Raw genomic sequence first — 18,959 nt, forward strand, 5'->3', positions numbered from 1 at the left:
AATTAAAAAAAAATAGATATTATTCTAATTCAATTGATTCTGCTTCCTCTTTTCTTAAAGCTAAAGAAAATCCCTGAATTCTTACTTCAACAGGATAACCTAATGGTGCTTTTCTTTCAAGTTTAATAGGAGTACCACTGATAAGACCCATTTCCCTTAAATGTTTACCAAGAGATCCTTTAACTTTATGTGATTTGACTACACCTGATTCTCCAGGTTGTAAATCATCAACTGTTCTTGCCATAATATCCTCCTTGAGACTAATTTTTGATTGTTATCTAATATTATTAGTTTAATAAGATTCAACTAATAATTAAATTTATTCAGATTAATATTAACACATAATTAGTTATACCTAATTAGGTATACCTAAGTTCATTATAATATATAAATATTACTATAATATAATACCAAGTAAAATAAACAATGCATAAAAGAACAAGACAGTAACTAAATAAAAAATCATTAAAGAATAATTAAAATTATACAATATACATAAATTTTACTAAAACTAAATTCATAAAAATATTTAAGAAAAAACAGAAAAAAAATACATGAGCAAAAAATATTCTAAAAAAATGACCTTGTAGAAATTCCAATTTATATAATTCAAATTAATCTATAATATAATTAAAATAAAATTATATTTCTTAAAAATAAGGGATATATGAATAATATCCCTCTAAAACCTATTATAAATAAAATCACACTTGTTTAAATAAAATATCACACCTAACTGTAAATCAAAGTTCTGTAACATATGTTCACTAACTAATCTATTATAGAAAGTTTATTTTATAGCAAATTAATAAGTATCATAACAATTATATAAGGAATAAGAAAAGTTAGTACTGCTGATATAATCACTATATTTTCATATTCCTTTTTTTTCGTTGCATTGTATCCTGTTATTAGTTCAATTTTATTTATAAATTGTCTGGGGAAAAACATGACCAATGTTATCATTATAAATTCATAAATATAATATATACTCCAAAGAATCATGAGTTCATATTCTGAAAGAGTTATACTAGGAAAGATTACTCTTAAATAGTAAATATAAAATAATAACCATATACCCAATACCATATTAAGATTTATTGATAGAAATGAATATTCATTATCATCCGCACTTGTTTTTTTTATTACTATTTTTTCATTCAGCAATTCCCGGTTCCATATTAAACCTAGGATAATATAAACTAAAATAATAAACATTTTATTAAACAAATCATAATCAATAAAGAAAGTACCTATTAAAATAACAACCATGAAAAAACTCATTATTTCTGCACGAAAATCCCTATTTGATTGTTTATTTATACCTATACTCCTATAAAAATCATCCATATCGTTTTTTAAAAAAATAATAATGAATACTACCAATATTAAACTATTATGATAAATAACATCTAAATACATGATATTCTCTCTTTATAAATTATTTTTAGGAAAATAGATATATGTTTCTTCAACTGTCATTTTTCGTGCTCCTGTTTCATAATCAATATATACTGCATTTTCTCGATCATAACCATTTTTAGTATAAGGTATTTCTACAATATCTCTGTAATTAGGACTTGAAGTATTAAAAATTTCAATATAATCATAATTGTCTAAATAATTCTTATGTGTCCAAAATTTACCCCAATCTGTCATGTTTATATAGAAATCCCTACCATAAACAAATACTCTATGATATGTGGCCATTTTATGTTGTACTTGTTATTAATGAAGTATCATTAGTTACAAGTTCATTTGCTGAAGCTATACTTAATCCATATATTATTAAGAGTATTATGAACAAAAGATAAAACTATAATTTTTCATAATTTCAACTCGTTAAATAGAAATTGAGATTTATTTTAAAATATAGCTACATCATTTCTATTTAAATATTTATAAATTCTATGTTCCCCTTATTATATAACTATTATGTATTAATATGAATTCAGAATAATCTGTTAATTTTTTTAAAACTCCCCAATTACCTTAAATAAAAGGTATAATTAATAAATTATCCACATAATATAATCATATTAATCATAATTATTTATTTAATCACATATATAAACTTATTATTTTCCATACAAAGCAGAATGTGTTCATCAAAATTCAAAAAAATTAATTTTTGAAAAGACAGACATTGAACCAATTCCAATAAAAAAAAACTTTTACAGAAGATATTTATGATATACAACCCACCTCTTGATTTATAAAAAGAATACTAATAACCCAAAATAACATTTTTTTTACCAAATACTCATTAAAACAAGCCATTCTTTGAATTTGTAGAAATAAAAGTAAAATTATATTAAAAATAGATTGTTCAAATATAAAAATCAAATTGAAGAGTAAAAAAAAGATATGAAAATAAAATTTAGTATAAACTGGTAGATTTATAAAATTATAATAAAATAAACAAAACTAAAAATGTGTTTTATAAAATATTCCTATATTTAATTCAGATTATATAAAACTAAGATTTATATGTATTTGAAAATCAAAAAATTCTAAAAAAAGTAAAAAAAATAAATGAGAAGGTAAAATTAATTACCTTCTAATGCTTTTCTTTCTGCATCTAATTTATGTTTAGCTATTTGATACATTACTAAGAAGTCGTCATCATCATTAACAGGAATTACTTCTAATCCTAATGCTTCATGTTCTTCAATCCATTGATCATCAAGAACAGGAACTTCTAATTTAATTGGTTCATCTTGATGATTTACCACAATTAAATTTCTGAAAGATGTTCTTAGTTCTACAATATAACCAGCTAAACTTATTATATGATGTGGTCTTAATACTATTTTCATTTAATCACCTATTAAATCATGTATTACCTTATCATTATAAGAATGCTACTATAACTGCTATTACAGATATTACACTGGTTGCTATAACTGTAGGATAGAATTCACGGTTTGTGAATAATGGTGCAAATGCACTTGTTACAGCTGCTGCCATTGTTAATATTATAGAACATATTATAGGTACTATGATTGATACACTAAATGCTGGAGGTACTCCTAAGAATAATGTGGAGTATACACATCCACCAACAAATATTAAAAATGCATGTGCCATTGTATATACAGCTCTTGATTTAGACATGTATTCCATGAGAGGACCTTGAATTACATCAGAGTGTCCTTCCATATATGCAAAAGGATTTGAATTGAGAACAATTAAGAATCCTACAAAGAATACAATTGTACCAATGATACCTGGTAAACTTAATACTACTGGTCCACAAACCATTTGATATTTTACAATATCAAGTAAGTTTATACTTCCAGCCATTATAGCAGGTATGAATAAAGCTATATAAAATGGTAAACTACCATATGATATAAGTTTTAATGATCTATTTGCACTTATTTGTTCAAAGAATGATTGTTTAGCACCTACGTGTTTTGCACCTTTAATTTGATCAGGGAATGGCATATTTTTAGATAAAAGTGATTGTGAGAATGAACACATGAATAAGTATAATACTTCTTCCACTTTTAATAATCCTACAAGTGCTACTAAACTAGCAAATGGTCCCCATGCTACCATTACTTGAGGTAGTAATATTAAATATATTGCTGCTACTACAATCAAAGTTACTATTGGTAATGCATTATATACTCTAGGTAGTATAGCAGATGGTTTTAATCCTTGTTTAAAGAAGAATTTTAATGTTGTGTATACACCAGGACTTGTAAGTTGAGGTCCGAGTCTTTGTTGTACTCTTGCTTCTGATTTCTTTTCAATTCCAGGTAACCATAAACATACAATACTTCCAATTATAAAAGCACCTATTACATAACCTATTGATGTTATTATATCCATTATTGGGTCTCCTATAATTTAATTACTTGTATAGCTCTATCAGTACAAGTGAAACATGGATCACATGATACAATTGCAAGTTGTGCATCTTGTAAAGGATGACCAATACAAGATTCTTGCATTGCTGCAATGTTAGACATAGATGGTGTTCTTACAATACTGTGTCTTACTTTTCCATCTTCTAAACCATATGAGTGGTAACATACTCCACGAGGTACTTCTATGTAACTTTTGTATACTGGAGCATCAGTCATTTCCCAATCTCTTGTTACTACAGGACCTTTAGGTAAGTTTTTAATTACTTGTCTAATGATTCTTGTTGATTGGAATATTTCAGTTGCTCTCATAAGAATATTTGCTCTTACATCTCCACCATCTTGAGTTATAATATCATATTCAAATGGTTCATATTCAAACATTTCTGTTCTGTAATCATATTCGTAACCAGTAGCTCTTAATGATGGTCCAGTTACATGTAAATCTAAAGCTTGTTTCTGTGATAATTCACCAGTACCAGTTATACGGCTCATTACCATTGGATCAGATACAAATCTTTCAGCAAAAGCTCCTACTTTATCATCAATGTAATCCATTGTTTCGAGAACTCTTTGTTGTTCTTTAAGATTTAAATCTGCTCTAGGTCTTACTCCACCAAGTACAGATACACCATATTGTACTCTATTTCCACCCATCATATATAATAGGTCCATTACAGATTCTCTTATGTAAAATATTCTCATAGCAAATGTTTCATGACATAATACTTCTGAACCGTGACCTAAATATAACATGTGACTGTGTAATCTTTCAAGTTCTTCTGCAAGAACTCTTAAGTAAACTGCTCTTTCTGGTATTTCTATACCCATAGCACCTTCTGCTACACGACATGAATTGTATATGTGTCCGTTTGAACAGATACCACATACTTTTTCAGTTAAAGCATTTGCTTTTTCTACAGGTAAACCTTCCATGATTCTTTCGATTCCTCTGTGATTTAAACCTACTGTAATTTCAGCATCTTTAACTATTTCATCTTCTACAAATAGTCTTACTCTGTAAGGTTCTAAAGCTGCTGGATGTACGGTACCCATATCAATTTCTGTTTCAAAAACTTGTCTTTCAGTTTCATTACAAGTTGTTGCTCCATCTATTTTTGTAACCATGTAAATACTCCTTTTAATTATTTATCTTCTTTTTCCAGTAGTATTGGTATTACTGATACTACTCCAGCTACAATATCTTCTGGTCTTACTGCACATCCTGGGATTTTAGCATCAACAGGTATGACATTTTCTACAGGTCCTTCAATTTCTTCAGATGGAATATCTCCATGAATATTTTTGTATACTCCACCAGTTAAAGCACATGCTCCTGCTGCAACTACCAATTTAGGTTTTGGTATTGATTCATATATTTTGAGGAGTGGTTCTTTTGTCCAGTGAGTTACAGGACCAGATACAACTAAAACATCAGCTTCTCTTGGATTCCATGTTAGATACACATTATATTGTTCTATATCGAATTTAGGAGATAAAACTGTGTTAACTATTTCTATATCGCAACCATTACATCCACCAGTATAAACTAGCATTACATGTATTGATTTTTTACGAGATTGTGATTTAAGTCCCATATTATCCCTCTAATTCATTATTTTGAGCTGCTTCTGCTTCAGCTTCTTTTTGTGCTTTTTCTTTTAATTCCCTATTTTTCTGAATGATTGAATCATCAGTTAAATATTGTGCGATGTATTGAATTTTTTTCTCAGATACTTCACTTGGATCTAAAAGCATACTGTTTACATCTTTATCACATTTAATACCAACATCATTAGGATGTATGGTTGCTGCTACTCCAAATAAAGCATATATTGGACAGAAATCATGACAGTGGTAACAGTGTACACAGTTAATTTCATCAATTTCAGGTACTGCTGTTTTTACAATTCCATCAGCAATTTCAACTGGTTCTACAGGAACCATTACAATAGCTTTTGTAGGACATACATTTGAACATCCACCGCATCCAATACATTCAATTTCTGCAACTTTAGGTGATGGTTTAACATTACCATTTAATGCATCTTGGCGTAATTGTAAGTCAGTTCTACAGTCACTACCAAAGATTAATCTTTTGAGGTTAACGTATATACCGTTAATAAAAATTTTTCCTAAACTCATATTGTTGCCTCGAAGTCTCTTTGTATTTTAATTGCTCTAGCTGGACATGCAGTTTTACAAGCTCCACAGTAAATACATCTTTCATTGTTAATTTGTAAGTTACCGTCTTCATCAGGAGTTATAGCTTTAAATACACATGCATCTACACATAAATTACAACCTATACATAAGTTGTTGTTTAACATGGAATATCCACTTGTGATTTTCATTTTAAGTGGTGTGGTTTTTGGTATTGCATTTACTGGACAGTATATTGCACATTTTTCACAAAGAACACATTTATCAAAGTTAACTTTTACTTGGCCATCTTCAATAGTTAATGCTTCTTTTGGACAAACTTCTACACAAATTCCACATTTAAGACATCTTGAACCGATTTCTCCATCCCATGTGTTGTTTCCGAATTTACGTGCTCCATATTTACATTCTTTTACACATAAACCACATTCTACACATAGTCCTTCAAGTGTGATTTTTGAATCTGGAACAAATTCTAATATTCCTTGTGGACATGCTGTTACACATGGTGCATGACTGAAGTCATCTGCACAGTGTTTTTCACCATTTACATTATTTCCTAATGAACAGTAATCAACATCATATCTAAGTCTTTTATTGATTACTTGTAAACCATCTGTTGGACATGCATCAGCACATAATTTACATTCTATACATGCAATCATTTTTGTATCGTTTTCAACATCATATTCTGGATGTTTGATTTCAAGTTCTAAGTGACTTGCTACAATTGCATCATTTGGACATTCAATTAAACATTTGTAACATACTGCACATCTTTGCATGTTAATTTCGTATTCTCCACCTTCTTCAATTGGTCCAATTGCATTTCTTGGACATACATCTATACATAAATCACATTTTGTACAGACACCTGGTTCTATGTATGAGAACTTAATTGAGTTGGATGGACAGAAGTATGCACATCTTCCACATTCTATACAATCTTCATGGTTTGTTCCAATGTTAATTCTATTGACCATTTCATTTTCCATTTGTACTGGTCTTTTTGGTGGTGCCATTCTTGCATTATTTTCACAAGGAGGTACACATACACCACACATGGAACATAATCCCATTATTTTTCCATCTTTTACTGTGATAACTTCTACTGGGCATACGTTCATACACATGCCACATAAGTTACATTTTGTTCTATCTACTACATAACCACCATATTTATTTTTAAATATAGCTTTGTTAGGACAAACTCTTTCACATTTACCACAGGTTATACAACTTACCGCTTTTCCATTAACTAATTTTATAGCATCAGTAGGGCAAGCTTCTACACAATTTCCTGAGCCATTACAATTTTTTGTTGTCATAAACATTTTATATTACCCCACTAAGCTTTACTTTTAGTTCCTAATAATCCTCGTCCAATAATTGCACCAAGTATAGCCATTACAAATCCTGGTCCTAATGGTAAACCACCATAGTATGGGAAGTTTCCTAACCAGTATGCTATAAGTATACCACCAATTATTATTGCAATCCATGAGGAAGTATTTAGGCGTATTCCTTTTGTTGGTGTTTTATGCATGATACATCCTACTAAGAATCCTATAATAAAAGCACAGATTGTAGGTCCTGTATATAATACTCCAAATAAATTAGGAGCTACTGATTCTAAGAAAGGTACTGCTGTTGTTTCTACAACCATAATTAATCCTCCTAGTCTATTTCCTCATCATCAACATAATCTCCTTGGTATTTGGTAACACCATAGAAGAGAATTACTAATGTTGTTAATCCAATAAATACTTTTAAACCTATTACTATGTTTAAGTATGGTATAATTCCTGCATGTAATGCATCAGGATAATTAAACATAGATGAAAGGCCAGCAGGTACTAATCCATATAAGTTAGTTCCTACATTGTAAAGGAATGAACCACTGTATAATAATCCACATAATCCTAATAAAACGTAGACTAATGCTCCACAACTTTCTATTAAGGACATTCTTTCATGTGAAAGATTAAATGGATTGTCTTTTAATCCATATGCAAGAATACATAATATTGCTCCAGCAGCCATTATTGCTCCACCTTGGAAACCTCCTCCTGGTGTAATATGTCCACCAAGAATTGTCATAGCCCCATAACCTATCATTATGAAAGATAAAGGATATGAAATTAATTTAAGAAGATCACTCATCGTCGTCGCCTCCAAGGTTTACTTTTCCTCTACCAAATACAAGCATTGTTGTTACTACAGCACTTACTAAAATTAATGCTTCTCCTAATGTATCGAATCCTCTGAAATCAAATACAATATTAGTTACTAAGTTAGGTGCTATAGATACTCCTAATCCTTGATAAATGTAATTTATACCAGGGAATATTAGGTAACTGAATTGGTACATTGAATTTAAAAATATACCTGCAAAAGCAAATAAGGATAATGCTAATGCTACATCTCTTATAGAAGATTTCATCTTATATTACCCCCCAGTAAAATACTATTGCAATTATTGCTAATGCTATGATAGCATAAAACATCATATTGTTAAAGTCATCATTGTGTTCTTTGTACAATTTAGGCATTATTGGTGTAGTATACATGAATAATAATATTAATGCTACTTCCACAACAATCATCAATGCAGGACTTACTAATCTAATAGTTAAAGCTGCGATTAAAACTGATGCTATTAAGACTAATTCAGCAGACATGACTGATGAAGCTTGTGAACCTGGTACTAATGTTTTCTCAGGGTCTGCACCAAATGTACTTTTTAATGTTTCTATAAGTTTATCGTACATATTCATTTTATCACCTTATAATATTAGAGCAGATAAAGCCATAACACTTAATTTTGATGTGACTAATCCAGGACATAAACCAATTACTAAACAAATAATTAAGAATAAAACCATTACAGCCATTGTTGTTTTTGGAACTTTAGCTGAGGATATTTCTAAATCATCTGGTTTTGGTCTGAGGAATACTGCATAAGTAATTTTTAAGAATGCTAAGAATGTTACAATACTTAATATAATCATAATTATTGCAAGTTCTGGTATTCCTGCAGCCATTGCAGCTTGACATAACATGTATTTACTTTGGAATACATTGAATGGAGGTACTCCAGCCATTGTAAATCCTGCAAGTACTATTAATAATGCTGCTACAGGCATATGTTCTAATAATCCACCAAGTTTACTAATTTTACTAGTTTTGGTTTTGTATAATACTAATCCAAATCCTATGAATAGGAATGAAGTTACTACTAATTCGTTTACTGCTTGGAATAATCCAGCTGTTATACTGTATGGAGTTGCTAAACCTAATCCTACACCAATATAACCTAATTCTCCTACTGCTAAGTATGCGATGATACGTTTGTAATCATCTTGTACCATTGCCATACTGATACCTAAAATCATTGCAAGTACTGATACTGCAAGAATTACCATTTGTACAGTTGGTAAGTATCCGAATATTCTAATTATTACTAAACCAATGGTGATACAACCAATTACTGAGAATGATTGTAAAATCATTGCTCCACTAGGTAAACCTTTACTGTAAATTTCTGATTTAATTGCATTGAATGGAGGTAATCCTGTTGCATATAACCAACCATATAATAACATACCTGCTGCAAATAATACTACTGGGTTTGTAGGGTCTACTGCACCACTGTGTATCATTAATACTATATCTGATATGTTTACGTTACCTGTTAAACCGAGTAATAGACCGATACCTAATAACATGAAGGATCCACCTACTTCTCCAAGTAACATGTATTTTAAACCAGTTACATAGTTTCCTCTTACTCTTGATACAAGTATTAAACCTACTTGAACTAGAGCTGCGATTTCAAAGAATACGTATAAGTTGAATATATCATCTGTTAATACAAATGCCATTAATGCTGCTGAAAGCATGAATAATAAGTATAAATATACTCCAGATGTTTTTTTAGTTTCTGCGATTGATATAAATACAGCACACATTGCAACTATACCTAATATGAATAAGATCATTTGTTGACCTGGTCCAAATGTGTATGTGATTGCTGGGTGGAAAAGTTCTAAAACTGATCCGGATATTATGGATTGTGCTGCTTGAGGTAGTGTTACGTTTAAACCACCATTAATTAGAGGTTGATATCCACCGAAGAAATGATTTCCATATGTTGCTACTATAGGTACTAAAGGTAAACAAATTGCACCAATAGCTGCTAGTACTTTAGTTGTTTTTTGAGCACCATGTATTAAGTTTACTAATATAGCACATATTATTGGTATGATAACCATTAGAGGTATAAATACTGTTCCATCCATTATAAGCTACCCCCTACAATTGTATAGATAGTACTATTCATTGTTATCATCTCCAAATCTTTCATCACTTAAAAGAGTGGATGCATCAAGTGTACCATGTCTTTTGTATAATACTACTGTAAGAGCTAACATTACTGCTAATGTACTTGCACCAATTACAATACTAGTTAATACTAATGCAAATGGTAATGGATATGATGCTTGACCTAAGAAACTATTTATTTCCATATTTTGTAATAAAATATAAGTTATTCCATTAGCTTTGTAACCTAATGAAATTAATAAAAGGTTTACACCATCACCTATAAATGCTGCTCCAATAATTTTCTTAACAACATTGTCTAAGTAAACTAATGCTACTGTTCCAATTATCATTAAAAGTGCTGCAGTAACTAAAGATCCAAATTGAACTGCGTTAAATACCATTAGGAATCACCTTCCTCTCCAGATACAGGTTCTTCTCTTGTTTTGAGTATTGTAAGAGCTACTAATGTTGGTACAATTGCTGCTCCTACTACAGCTTGTGTTAAAGCTACATCCGGTGCTAATAACACTTGATATATTGCTGCAATTACGAAACCTGTTATACTGGTTAATACAGCCATTCTAAGTAAATCTTTCTGCATTAAACAAACGATAGCTCCTAATATTGCAAAGATATATAAAACCCAAGGTATTGCACTTTGTATTAATAAATTTATATCTGCCATATTATTGCTCCCCCTGTTCTCCACGGAAATGTCCACTTGCTATTGCATGAGTAGCAAATGGTGCTAAGATAAAGTATACTATTCCTAATGCTGCTTGTCCAATAAGAATTAAAACTAATACACCAATCATATCTACAATTCCTAATATTTCTAATCTACCAAATACTGCGTATTTTAAATCATCATCAGTATTACATAATAATCCTTTAGATGCTACTAATACTAGAATACCACAGATTATAAATATTACACCTAGGATAATGCCTACTGGATCACCCATTGTTATAGAAAATTCAAATCCTGTGCTTACCATTATAAATCGCCTCCACCTAATACGTGGGATGCAGCTATTGTTCCTACAGGACTTAATATGAGTATTGCAAATGCTATGTCTCTACAGAATTCTATTCCTGTTACACAATATATCATGGCTAATACAATTGCAAGTGCAATTGTGAAACCTGCTACTCCAGCTAATGCTGAACCAGTTGTTTTTCTAGCTGCAATTCTTACATTTGCTAGCATGTATATTATTAGACATAACATGAGGAACAATTCAGATATTGTTAAAAAATCCATCTCATCACCCTATGTTTATTCTAACATTTTTTTAATGTATGGCTCAAGAGGGATGATATCCTCAGTTGCACGAGGTGTTATAGCTGATACTGTTAAAACACGTTCATCTTGGTCCATATCTACTGTAATAGTACCAGGTGTTAATGTGATAGTATTACTGAGAATTGCAAGAGATACTGGTCTTTTTAGATCAGGTCTAATCTCAACAACAACAGGATCAACATCGCCCTTGAGACAGCAAGCACTTGTATCAAGTACTGCTTTAATTATTTCGACTACTAATACTACGAAAAATTCGATTCCGTAGATTATTCTAGTTAAAAACATAAATTAAACTCCGTTTTTATTATAAAATTTAAATCAATTAGCTATAAAAACTTCATACTTAAAAAAGAAAAACTTCAAAATTCAAGTATATAGTATAATACTATATTATTAAAACAACATATTTAATAGTTATGAATTATTTTTTAGGTATACATAAAAAGAGGGTTTAAATTTGAAATAAAAGAACCATACGTAAATAATACGAATATTGAAGACAATACCCATATTAAAACTAAAAATATTGCTAAACCTTTATGAAATTTAAAATCAGTAAATGGTTTAAGTACTTTTAATCCAGCAGGAGTCCATAAATCAAGAACTATGTGACTTAAAGCCCCTACAAACATTGTTAATAAAACTTTACTCCATTGAATAGAAGTATAATCCACTGGAAAAACAACAAGATAAATTGCTAAAATTAAAAGATAAATATACAAATATCTTTTACTAATTACAAAATAACCTATAATTGCAAGAATTACTAATAATATTAAACTACTGGAAATATCAAATCCTAATGATAAAAAAATTCTACTTAAAATAGGAATAAAACCCATTACAAGTAACATGAATAGAAATGACAATATACTAATACCTAGCAATGAATGTGTAAATCCCCTATGTTTAGACATGTAAAATATCACAGCAAGTGATACAATTATTAAAGCAGATATTGACAATCCATCATAAAAGAAAAGTAATATAGATAATATTACACCTATAACAAACATAGAATATACTTTATCATTATTAGTATGATGATCCATATCAGGAATAGATGCACCAATTAATGCAAAGAAAAGATAGAAAACACTTGGAATAAATGGTAATGCAAATATTAATCCTGCAATTGCATGAGGTTTATATGAAGACATATTATTTCCTCCTATTTATAGCATGAAAATATTTTAAAAAAGAAATAACTTGTTCATAAGATTCTTCTACAGAACCCTGTGCAATCTCACATACTGGTGAAACACATTCACATGTAACAGAAGCAATCCCTCTAATATTAGATTCATCTTCTACAGAACCTTTTATAACAGACCCCGCAGTATTAATTGAAATAATTCTAGAGTTAGTATTCATACAAATATATCGTGCAATTAAAGTACTTTCAATCATAGGCTGCATTGAACAAAATACACTAGTAAAACCAGGTTTTTTACTAGGATCCGTAGAATGACAATCACATAATGCATTAATACTATTTTTATTAGCAAAATCAACTAGTTTTCTAGTAATTCCACTTTTTCCAGCATATCTATTCATATCCCTAAAATTGAAATATCTAGAATTTTCCATAGTAGCTTGTGGAATAAGAAATGGAACTATGTATAACTTACAATTTAAATTCCATTTATTCTCAATAAGCTCCCCCATAAATTTAGTTAAAGCTAGTTGAGGAGCTAATTCATCACCATGAACTCCTGCTACCAACATTAAATTAAACATACCAGCACCAGTTACATAAACAATAGATCCATTTGATGTTTCAGAAATATATTTCATTAAACTATTATTTTCATGTATACCCTCATCTATAAAATAAGCTTTTAAAACAGAATTATTAAATATGTTTGCTTTAGTTTCAGGACCAATATTATATAACTTAAATACATTAGACATGATATCATTTCTCTTATATAATACTACTATATGTGAAAAGGTATATAATTTTTACAAACCATACAAAAACAAGGATAAACGAAAACTGTCCTAGAACATACAAATTATTATTAGAAATGAAAGAAATATATTAATATATACTGAATTAAAATTCGGAAAAAAAAACATTTACCAAAAATTAATAATTATACAGTGATGTTCTTAAACAGAATTTCCAATGATAATAAAAAAAAATAAAAGGTGAAAAAATGGAAAAAGTTGTATTAGCATTCAGTGGTGGACTAGATACATCAGTATGTGTAAAATTATTACAAGAAAAATACGACATGGAAGTAATAACAGCATGTGTAGATGTAGGTCAACCAGAAGATGAAATAAAAAGACCACAAGAAGCAGCAGATAAAATTGGATCATCCAAACATTATACAATAGATGCAAAAGATGAATTTGCAAAAGACTATGCATTTAGATGTATAAAAACAAACTCATTATACGAAGGATACCCATTAAGTACAGCATATGCAAGACCATTAATTGCAAAAAAAATTGTTGAAATAGCTAAAAAAGAAGGAGCTACAACCATTGCACATGGATGTACTGGAAAAGGAAATGACCAATTTAGATTTGAAGCAACAATTAGATCAGAATCTGATTTAAACATAGTTGCACCAGTAAGAGACTACAACCTTACAAGAACAGAAGAACAAAACTATGCAAGAGAACATGGAATACCACTCCCTTCAGAAAAAATATACAGTATAGATGAAAACCTCTGGGGAAGATCTATTGAAGGAGGATTACTAGAAAATCCGGCAACAGCTGGTCCTGAAGAAATATATGCATGGACAAAATCCACAATTGATGCACCAGACACACCACAAATTGTAAAAATAGAATTTGTAAATGGAGAACCAGTTAAAATAGATGATGAAGAACTAGAACCAGTAGCACTTATCAGAAAAGCAAATGAAATTGCTGGAAACCATGGAATTGGTAGAATAGATATGATTGAAGATAGAATTATTGGTCTTAAATCAAGAGAAAACTATGAAACACCAGGTGCAGTTCTTCTTATAACCGCACATGCAGCTCTTGAAAAACTAATATTCAGTAGAGAAGAGATTAAATTTGCTGCTAGTTTAAGTGAAAAATATGCTGAACTAGTTTATGATGGACTTTGGAATGAACCATTAAGAGAAGACCTAGATGCAGTAAATGATTTCATGCAAAAAAGAGTAACTGGTACTGTAGAAGTAAGATTACATAAAGGTTCAATGAAAGTAATCACAAAAGAATCACCATTTGCACTATACAATGAAGAAAATGTATCCTTTGATGATAAAGGTATTGATCAAAGAGAAATGATTGGTATGGTAAAATACCATGACATTCAAGGTGCTGAATATATAAGAGTAAAAAAAGAGAATAAATAAACACTATTTTCTTTTTCTTATTTTAATTTAAACTCCCTAAAAAATAAGTCTTATTCTAAAAAAAAATAATTAAATATAAAAAAAATAGTTATAGATTAAGAGAATCTATTTTTGAATTAAACCTTGGCTTCTTAAGTATTGTGTGAATGATTGTCCTTGTTCAGGTTTATTTTCACTAGCTTCAGTTTCTACTGCATCATCTATTTGAGTATCATCTACTTTTTCTTCTACTTTTTCTTCAGTAGTTTCTTCAACTTCTTGAGGTACTAATGCTTCAATTTGTTCAAGACAATCCTCTGCTGCTTTAGCTATTGGATCAACTACTGTTGATACAGGAGGTGCGTATGAGAATTCCATTGAAACTACTTCACTACATTTGAGTTTTTGTGAGATTATTGCAGTCATTGTGTCAACTCTTTCAGCAACTGCTTCTCTACCAAACATTTGACATCCAATAATTGTTCCATCCATTTTTGCAACAAGTTTAATGTATAATGGTTTACTTCCAGGATAATATCTTGCTCTTGATGATGATTCAAGATTACTTACTACTACATCAATTCCCTGATTTTCTGCAGCTTGTTGAGTTAATCCTACAGCTCCCATTTCCATATCTCCAATTTGAGATACTGTTGCATTAAGTACTGGTTTGAATTCGATGTTATGTCCAGTTAAGTATTTAGCTAGAATTATACCTTGTCTTACTGCTGTTGTTCCTAATGGAGAAAGAGTTATGTCACCAGTTATTGCATCTACTACTTGAACACAGTCCCCTACTGCATATACATTTTCTACTGAAGTTTCCATATGACTGTTTACTTCTATTGCAAATTTACCAAGTTTACATCCGATACTTTCTGCTAAGTCTGTTTGTGGTCTTACACCTGTGGATAATATTACCATGTCTGCTGGTCTTTCTTCACCATCTATTGTTACAGATTCTACTTTTGTTTCACCATTAATTGATTCTACTGCTGAACCTGTGAGTATGGTTATGTTACTATCTTGAAGATGGCTTTGGAATTTATCAGACATTTCTTGATCAAAAGATCTTGGGAATAATTGCGGCATCATTTCAGCTATTGTTACTTCAAGTCCTTTGTTTGCTAATTCAGAACCTAGTTCTAAACCTATAGCTCCCCCACCTACTAGCACTACTCTTTTAGAGTTTTCTGCATATGCTAGTATTTCTTCTCCATCTTCAACTGTTCTTACTTTAAATACTCCTTGAAGGTCTTTTCCAGGAATTGGAGGAATTAATGGTTTTCCACCTGTAGCTATGACTAATTTATCATATTTAAGGTTTTGTTTATTTCCATCTTTATCTTCGTAGACTATTTCTGTAATATCATTGTCTATTGAGGTTACTGTTGTTTCACTCATTACTCTGATATTTTTCTGCATATAGTCTCCTGGTTTATGCATGATGATATCTTCGAATTTTTCTATGTGTCCACCAATTACATATGGTATTGCACATGGAGAATATGCTACATTTTTTTGTGTTGTGAACACTATTATTTGAGATTCTTCATCATATTTTCTTATATTTGATGCAGTGGTTAACCCTGCTGCTCCTGCACCTATAATTACTATATTCAATTATGTCACCTGAAAAAAATTATCTTATTTATATATATGAATTTTATATCTTTTATATTTTAATCTTTTTTTTAGAAATTTTTTAAAAACTTCTATTTATTCTAGCAATCCTCTTAATGTTTCTGCAAATTCGGATTCAACTATTGTTTTTGCACCTAGTGTCTTAGAATGAGCATCCAATTCTGTTACAACATTATCAAAGCCCATATCCCTTAATGGTTTTACTAGTCTTGGACCATCAGTAACAGCGATTGTTTTTCCAGGTATTTTAGTTACATCTATTGCATGAGGTACACCCAGTATTATTGTTAAATCAGAGTTTATATTATTTAATTCTTCTTCTGCTTTTATTCCCGTTACTGGATATTCATCTAACCCCCCTGTTATATAATCTATTTTTTTATCTACTGATTTATTTACTGTTTCTGCATGGTGTCTTATGTAGGGTAATCCTATTGATTCATCAGTATTTGCTATGAATATTGGTATGTTATCAGGATAGTACTTGGTCCATTGTATTGTCATTATATCTGCAAATAGATAACTTGTTTCCTTTTTAGCATTTAGCACTATGGAGACTTTCTTGTTTTCATTTAATGTATTTATGATTTTTTGTGCTATTTTTACTTTGTTATCCCCATAATCCGGCTTAATATATTCTCCTTTTGCCATTCCTCTTGTTTTTTCTAGTTTTGTTGCTTTTTGTAACATTTCTGTTTGTCTTTCTACTTCATCTTGTGTTATTATTTCTGCTTTTTGTGCTGCTTTTAATGCAAGTATTGCTCCTGCAGTATTATCTCCTGAATCAAATCCTCCATGAGTTTCCACAACTATGATATTAGCATCGATGTCTGCTTCTTTTGCTACTTTTCTCATGTTTTCTCCAATTATCATACTTGCACATGTTCCTACTATACCTATGTTTTTTGGATGAAATGTATCATATGCTTCTTTGATTGTTTCTGCTAGTTTTTCTGTTGCTCCAAATATGAAATCATTTTCACTCATTGCTGTTGTAATTACTCTTATTCCTTCATCTTCTAGTAGTCTTCCTGTTCTGAAACAGCAACCTGCTGGTCCATGCATTATTATTACATCTACTTCTAAGTCTCTTAATGTGTATAATGCTGCTGCTATTGGGCTTGGTCTTGGATGTATCATAACATTTCACCTTTTTTAAGTCGGTATTGTCCTACACTACTAAATTTTTTATCTTTAAATTCATCAACATTTAGTAGAGGTTGTGCTGTGATAATTACTTTTTGTACTTTTTCTGGGTTTATTTTCCGGTATTCTGGAGTATCCGTCATGATTATAATACAATCTGCATCATATATTTCATCTAGTGTTATTTTTTTAGCTCCATGATTTTCTATAATTGTTTTAGGTATTTTATCATCATGTACCCATACTTCAACATCTCTTTGTACAAAATCATCTATAAGTATTAATGATGCATTGTCTTTTTCTGTTTGTAATGTTTCATCTGTGGTTATTCCTAGTATTGCCACGGTTGTTTCAAACATTGCCAGATGTTCTTTTAGGAACAATTCTTTTTCTGCCATGTATGCCATGTGATATGCTACATAATTATTAGTACTTCTTATTGTTTCAAATATTTGTGATGCTTCCCCATATTCATTTGCAAGATTTATGAGTTCATTTGTATCACGTGATATTTTGTTTTTTTGTATTGGTTGTGGATATTTTAGATGTATATCTTCTTCTAGATTTGCAAGATCTATTGCTTCTATTAAGTCTATTGTTAGTGCTTCAGATAGTATTGCTGCTTGATTAGATAGTGCTATTAATGTGTCTTTATATGCGTTTTGTAGTATGGTTATTGATTCTGCTGTTTGTATATGTTTAGTTGTTTTTATGTTTTGTGTCATGTTTTCATATAAGGATATGGTTCTATTTATGCTATTTTCATTTGTTCCTGCTATTACTCTTGTATTTTTAGTTATTTCTGTTGTGTATGCAATATTTATATCTGGTATTAATCCATATTCATCTATTATTTTTGACATTTTATAGACTGTTCTTGGAGGTACTTTTGTATCAAATATTAGAAGAGTATTATTAGAAATTATATCTCTTATCTCAGTACATGCTTCTTCTAAGCCGTTTATATTATATTCTCCATTTATAATACAGTTTTGTGTGAATATGATATTATCTACATTTTGAAATATTTTGTTTGATGTTTCTTTCGGAAGGTTTGTTTCTATAGTTCCATTTTTATCATAGACTATTATTTCATCTGAGTTAATAGTTTCATATTTTTCTAGATTTGTATTATCAGGATAGATTATTGTTTTCATGGTTTATGCACCGTGA

The 18,959-nt window shown here is 30.1% G+C and carries 25 protein-coding genes; 1 reads left to right on the forward strand and 24 read right to left on the reverse strand.

The features are described 5' to 3' along the window. Positions 1-19: 19 nt before the first annotated feature. The 21 genes from NL43_RS05345 to NL43_RS05445 form a co-directional block, all read right to left on the reverse strand. Positions 20-244 carry a FeoA family protein gene (locus tag NL43_RS05345; protein ID WP_069593009.1) on the reverse strand — a complete coding sequence of 75 codons (225 nt, stop codon included), beginning with the start codon at positions 242-244 and terminating at the stop codon, positions 20-22. Positions 245-795: 551 nt separating this feature from the next. Next, positions 796-1,422: a hypothetical protein gene (locus tag NL43_RS05350; RefSeq protein WP_069593010.1), complete on the reverse strand. Its 627-nt coding sequence runs from the start codon at positions 1,420-1,422 to the stop codon at positions 796-798. 12 nt (positions 1,423-1,434) lie between these two features. Then, the gene (locus tag NL43_RS05355; RefSeq protein WP_069593011.1) at positions 1,435-1,659 is read right to left on the reverse strand and encodes a hypothetical protein; all 225 of its coding nucleotides are present in this window, start codon (positions 1,657-1,659) and stop codon (positions 1,435-1,437) included. 890 nt (positions 1,660-2,549) lie between these two features. Then, on the reverse strand, positions 2,550-2,819 hold the full coding sequence (locus tag NL43_RS05360) for an energy-converting hydrogenase B subunit P (protein ID WP_069593012.1): 270 nt from the start codon (positions 2,817-2,819) through the stop codon (positions 2,550-2,552). 34 nt (positions 2,820-2,853) lie between these two features. After that, positions 2,854-3,840 (reverse strand): respiratory chain complex I subunit 1 family protein, encoded by a 987-nt coding sequence (locus NL43_RS05365; RefSeq protein ID WP_069593013.1) that lies wholly within the window; start codon positions 3,838-3,840, stop codon positions 2,854-2,856. Positions 3,841-3,851: 11 nt separating this feature from the next. After that, a complete protein-coding gene (locus NL43_RS05370) occupies positions 3,852-5,003 on the reverse strand; it encodes a nickel-dependent hydrogenase large subunit (RefSeq protein WP_069593014.1) in 1,152 nt (383 codons plus the stop codon). A 17-nt stretch (positions 5,004-5,020) separates the two neighbouring features. Beyond that, positions 5,021-5,473: an NADH-quinone oxidoreductase subunit B family protein gene (locus NL43_RS05375; protein WP_069593015.1), complete on the reverse strand. Its 453-nt coding sequence runs from the start codon at positions 5,471-5,473 to the stop codon at positions 5,021-5,023. Position 5,474: 1 nt separating this feature from the next. Further along, the gene (locus tag NL43_RS05380) at positions 5,475-6,020 is read right to left on the reverse strand and encodes a 4Fe-4S dicluster domain-containing protein (protein WP_069593016.1); all 546 of its coding nucleotides are present in this window, start codon (positions 6,018-6,020) and stop codon (positions 5,475-5,477) included. Continuing rightward, on the reverse strand, positions 6,017-7,372 hold the full coding sequence (locus NL43_RS05385) for a 4Fe-4S binding protein (RefSeq protein ID WP_069593017.1): 1,356 nt from the start codon (positions 7,370-7,372) through the stop codon (positions 6,017-6,019). Before NL43_RS05385 ends, NL43_RS05380 begins: the two co-directional genes overlap by 4 nt. A 14-nt stretch (positions 7,373-7,386) precedes the next feature. Then, complete coding sequence (locus NL43_RS08165; RefSeq protein WP_084790426.1) at positions 7,387-7,704, reverse strand: hypothetical protein; 318 nt, start codon at positions 7,702-7,704, stop codon at positions 7,387-7,389. 11 nt (positions 7,705-7,715) lie between these two features. Then, complete coding sequence (locus tag NL43_RS05395) at positions 7,716-8,201, reverse strand: MnhB domain-containing protein (protein WP_069593018.1); 486 nt, start codon at positions 8,199-8,201, stop codon at positions 7,716-7,718. Continuing rightward, on the reverse strand, positions 8,194-8,481 hold the full coding sequence (locus tag NL43_RS05400; protein WP_069593019.1) for an EhbH: 288 nt from the start codon (positions 8,479-8,481) through the stop codon (positions 8,194-8,196). Before NL43_RS05400 ends, NL43_RS05395 begins: the two co-directional genes overlap by 8 nt. A gap of 1 nt (position 8,482) precedes the next feature. Further along, on the reverse strand, positions 8,483-8,809 hold the full coding sequence (locus NL43_RS05405; protein WP_143741327.1) for an energy-converting hydrogenase B subunit G, EhbG: 327 nt from the start codon (positions 8,807-8,809) through the stop codon (positions 8,483-8,485). A gap of 15 nt (positions 8,810-8,824) precedes the next feature. Further along, entirely contained in the window at positions 8,825-10,339 is a 1,515-nt protein-coding gene (gene ehbF, locus NL43_RS05410; protein WP_069593021.1) for an energy conserving hydrogenase EhbF, read from the reverse strand. A gap of 33 nt (positions 10,340-10,372) precedes the next feature. Continuing rightward, positions 10,373-10,765 carry a cation:proton antiporter subunit C gene (locus NL43_RS05415; RefSeq protein ID WP_069593022.1) on the reverse strand — a complete coding sequence of 131 codons (393 nt, stop codon included), beginning with the start codon at positions 10,763-10,765 and terminating at the stop codon, positions 10,373-10,375. Next, entirely contained in the window at positions 10,765-11,049 is a 285-nt protein-coding gene (locus NL43_RS05420; protein WP_069593023.1) for a DUF4040 domain-containing protein, read from the reverse strand. Before NL43_RS05420 ends, NL43_RS05415 begins: the two co-directional genes overlap by 1 nt. A gap of 1 nt (position 11,050) precedes the next feature. Further along, on the reverse strand, positions 11,051-11,362 hold the full coding sequence (locus NL43_RS05425; protein ID WP_084790427.1) for a hypothetical protein: 312 nt from the start codon (positions 11,360-11,362) through the stop codon (positions 11,051-11,053). Further along, a complete protein-coding gene (locus NL43_RS05430) occupies positions 11,362-11,628 on the reverse strand; it encodes a hypothetical protein (protein WP_069593024.1) in 267 nt (88 codons plus the stop codon). The genes NL43_RS05425 and NL43_RS05430 overlap by 1 nt, the downstream gene beginning before the upstream one ends. A gap of 15 nt (positions 11,629-11,643) precedes the next feature. Then, a complete protein-coding gene (locus NL43_RS05435) occupies positions 11,644-11,955 on the reverse strand; it encodes a monovalent cation/H+ antiporter subunit E (RefSeq protein WP_069593025.1) in 312 nt (103 codons plus the stop codon). A gap of 143 nt (positions 11,956-12,098) precedes the next feature. After that, positions 12,099-12,830, reverse strand: a complete 732-nt coding sequence (locus NL43_RS05440; protein ID WP_069593026.1) for a metal-dependent hydrolase — start codon at positions 12,828-12,830, stop codon at positions 12,099-12,101. Between the two features lies 1 nt (position 12,831). After that, positions 12,832-13,584, reverse strand: a complete 753-nt coding sequence (locus tag NL43_RS05445) for a succinylglutamate desuccinylase/aspartoacylase family protein (RefSeq protein WP_069593027.1) — start codon at positions 13,582-13,584, stop codon at positions 12,832-12,834. A 248-nt stretch (positions 13,585-13,832) separates the two neighbouring features. Here NL43_RS05445 and NL43_RS05450 point away from each other — a divergent pair, with 248 nt between their 5' ends. Continuing rightward, the gene (locus tag NL43_RS05450; protein WP_069593028.1) at positions 13,833-15,017 is read left to right on the forward strand and encodes an argininosuccinate synthase; all 1,185 of its coding nucleotides are present in this window, start codon (positions 13,833-13,835) and stop codon (positions 15,015-15,017) included. 105 nt (positions 15,018-15,122) lie between these two features. On the opposite strand, the gene NL43_RS05455 is transcribed toward NL43_RS05450, so the two are convergent. From NL43_RS05455 to NL43_RS05465, 3 genes are all read right to left on the reverse strand, one after another. Further along, entirely contained in the window at positions 15,123-16,619 is a 1,497-nt protein-coding gene (locus NL43_RS05455; protein ID WP_069593029.1) for an NAD(P)/FAD-dependent oxidoreductase, read from the reverse strand. 96 nt (positions 16,620-16,715) lie between these two features. Next, complete coding sequence (gene cfbD, locus NL43_RS05460; RefSeq protein ID WP_069593053.1) at positions 16,716-17,777, reverse strand: Ni-sirohydrochlorin a,c-diamide reductive cyclase catalytic subunit; 1,062 nt, start codon at positions 17,775-17,777, stop codon at positions 16,716-16,718. After that, positions 17,777-18,943, reverse strand: coding sequence for a UDP binding domain-containing protein (locus NL43_RS05465; RefSeq protein ID WP_069593030.1), 1,167 nt, complete (start codon positions 18,941-18,943; stop codon positions 17,777-17,779). Before NL43_RS05465 ends, cfbD begins: the two co-directional genes overlap by 1 nt. Between the last annotated feature and the right edge of the window lie 16 nt (positions 18,944-18,959).

Origin of the sequence: Methanosphaera sp. WGK6 (assembly GCF_001729965.1) — an archaeon.
In the GTDB taxonomy this organism is placed as follows: domain Archaea; phylum Methanobacteriota; class Methanobacteria; order Methanobacteriales; family Methanobacteriaceae; genus Methanosphaera.